The 2,388-nt window shown below is 44.4% G+C and carries 3 protein-coding genes; 2 read left to right on the top strand and 1 reads right to left on the bottom strand.

What is annotated here, in order from left to right:
* Window positions 1-447: 447 nt before the first annotated feature.
* Entirely contained in the window at window positions 448-690 is a 243-nt protein-coding gene (locus QUA33_RS27910) for a hypothetical protein (RefSeq protein WP_333152990.1), read from the bottom strand.
* 240 nt (window positions 691-930) lie between these two features.
* Between QUA33_RS27910 and QUA33_RS27905 the strand changes: the two genes are divergently transcribed.
* Together QUA33_RS27905 and QUA33_RS27900 are read left to right on the top strand one after the other, a co-directional pair.
* Window positions 931-1,947, top strand: coding sequence for a succinate dehydrogenase/fumarate reductase iron-sulfur subunit (locus tag QUA33_RS27905; RefSeq protein ID WP_333152988.1), 1,017 nt, complete (start codon window positions 931-933; stop codon window positions 1,945-1,947).
* 94 nt (window positions 1,948-2,041) lie between these two features.
* A complete protein-coding gene (locus QUA33_RS27900) occupies window positions 2,042-2,230 on the top strand; it encodes a chlorophyll a/b-binding protein (protein ID WP_333051883.1) in 189 nt (62 codons plus the stop codon).
* Window positions 2,231-2,388 lie beyond the last annotated feature (158 nt).

Raw genomic sequence — 2,388 nt, 5'->3', positions numbered from 1 at the left:
TTTAGGTCAGGGAGTTTTTTCATTCCTCTATCTAATGTCTATCTCGTTCTCTTGTCAAGGGGGTTGAGCAATTACGATTTACGAAGCAAACTAGAACGTTGGACACCAGACCCTGGTGCAACCGGGTTTCTAAGTAAGTCCTGGACGCACTCAAAGACCAAAACCCCGGTTTAGGCGTCAATATTTATCTAAAAAGCGACGATTTCTGGAATAAACCGAGTTTTTGCGTAAGTCCTGTTAGGGTATTTCTACTTATTAAAGCCACAATTTTTTCCTACAGTTTGCGATCGCACTCCGACGCCTATAAACCGGAGTTTTTAATTGCAGTAAATGAGTAGAACCAAGTATTTTTCTTAAAAAACTACGTTTCTGGCTCCAACTGGCCGTAAGTCCTGGTAAAATTTCTTGTAATGCTGCCAAAAAAGTGAAATGCATACCCAGCTATCTTCAGCGCAAAGGTGCGCTTACCCTAAATTCTGGCCATTCAGTTGAGGCCAGCAGCCCGGATGAAACTGGTTGTGGCGTCTTAGGTGCTGTAACCCCAAGCAAAACGAACGAAACTGCCATCAAGCCGCCGTACAAGGCAGCCGATCGCTTGCGAGTTCCCAGTCCCACCCATTGAGGATTTAGCAGACCCAGACAAAAAGCCGGTGTGGAAAACATGAAAGTTAATACAAACAAGCTGGACATCACGCACCTCCGACTACCGAATTGCAGCGATTAATTACTTTTATCTCCAATTAATAGCTCACAAATCCGCTTAAAAAAGTGGTAATTTAGGATTTATAACTTGAGAATTATTCATGTTTATCAAACAATAATAATTTTTTTTTAAATCTCTTACTTAAGGTAGTGGTTAAAAAAAATAATAGCTTTCTAAAAAGGTCAAAAATTTAGCTTAAAATAGAAACTAAATTCCTTAATCAAAATATGAAAGTCCGCTTTAATGTAGTGCGCCAAAATCAAAACGAGGCTCCCCGGGTTCACACTTACACCCTAGATGTGGAAGAGAGCAATACCATCCTCGACTGCCTCAACAGTATTAAGTGGGAACACGACGGCACTTTAGCTTTTCGCAAAAATTGCCGCAATACAATTTGCGGCAGTTGTTCTATGCGAATTAACGGTCGCTCAGCATTAGCTTGCAAAGAAAACGTAGCCAGCGAACTCGCAAGACTGAAAAAAATAGCTGATTCCAGCTCAGCAGAAATGCCTATTGATTTCATCCCAGAAATCACCGTCGCCCCAATGGGAAATATGCCGGTTATTAAAGATTTGGTTGTTGACATGACCAGTTTTTGGGACAACCTAGAAGCAGTTGAACCCTATGTCAGCACAGCCTCGCGAGCAATTCCAGAACGCGAATTTCTGCAAACTCCAGAAGAGCGCTCGAAACTCGACCAAACTGGCAACTGCATCCTCTGCGGTGCGTGCTATTCTGAGTGCAACGCCCGCGAAGTCAACCCGGCATTTGTCGGCCCCCACGCCCTCGCCAAAGCTTACCGCACGATCGCCGACTCCCGCGACAGCGAAACCGAAAATCGGCTCGAAAAATACAACGAAGGCACCGCAGGGGTCTGGGGATGCACTCGCTGTTACTACTGCAACTCGGTTTGTCCGATGGAAGTCGCGCCGATGGATCAAATTGGTAAGATTAAACAAGAGATTCTCGATCGCAAAGACGACCAAGCCAGTCGATCAATTCGTCACCGCAAAGTCTTAATCGAGCTCGTCAAAGAAGGTGGCTGGATAGATGAGCGCAAATTTGGCATCGAAGTAGTAGGAAATTACTTCCGCGACGTTAAAGGTTTGCTGAGTCTGGGCCCGTTGGGTTTGAGAATGATCGCTCGCGGCAAGTTCCCGCTGTTTTTTGAGCCTTCTGAAGGTACCGAAACCGTGCGAAATCTGATTGAATCGGTTCAAAGTTTAGAAAAGTCAGCAGATTAGGCATGGGGTGTCATTTTCCTGGTAAATTACAAGTTGTGCGATCGTAAAGCTTCTGAAAAGTCATCACTCAAAACTCGAAACTTAAAACTTTTAAATGACTGCCAAAACTCCTCCATCCCCAAAACCGACAACCCCAAATACCCCAAAACCAGAACCAGCCTTTGGGTGGAATGCCTATGCAGAACAAATCAACGGCAGATTTGCGATGGTGGGATTCGTGGGGCTTTTGCTGCTAGAATTCTTCACCCGCCAGGATTTTTTTACCTGGCTGGGGCTGCGTTAAATTAGTCTCAATCAAGCAAGAATGGAAGTTGAAAATTTATCGCTCTTTCAGCTTCCATTCTACTTTTAAGAGTTATTTAAAATCTGGGGGGGTGACAAAAAGGTCTACGAGATAGACTGTATAAGGGTTGCGGCCCGCATACCTTGTTGATAAAAGCG

This window comes from Microcoleus sp. Pol14D4 (assembly GCF_036701245.1).
Classification (GTDB): Bacteria; Cyanobacteriota; Cyanobacteriia; order Cyanobacteriales; family Microcoleaceae; genus Microcoleus.
The sequence above is the reverse complement of the archived record's forward strand: the minus strand, read 5'-3'. Positions and strand labels throughout refer to the sequence as shown.

What these genes read in the sequence shown, in the direction of transcription:
- QUA33_RS27910 (WP_333152990.1), bottom strand. Translation starts at nt 690, where the DNA reads ATGTCCAGCTTGTTTGTATTAACTTTCATGTTTTCCACACCGGCTTTT.
- QUA33_RS27905 (WP_333152988.1), top strand. Translation starts at nt 931, where the DNA reads ATGAAAGTCCGCTTTAATGTAGTGCGCCAAAATCAAAACGAGGCTCCC.
- QUA33_RS27900 (WP_333051883.1), top strand. Translation starts at nt 2,042, where the DNA reads ATGACTGCCAAAACTCCTCCATCCCCAAAACCGACAACCCCAAATACC.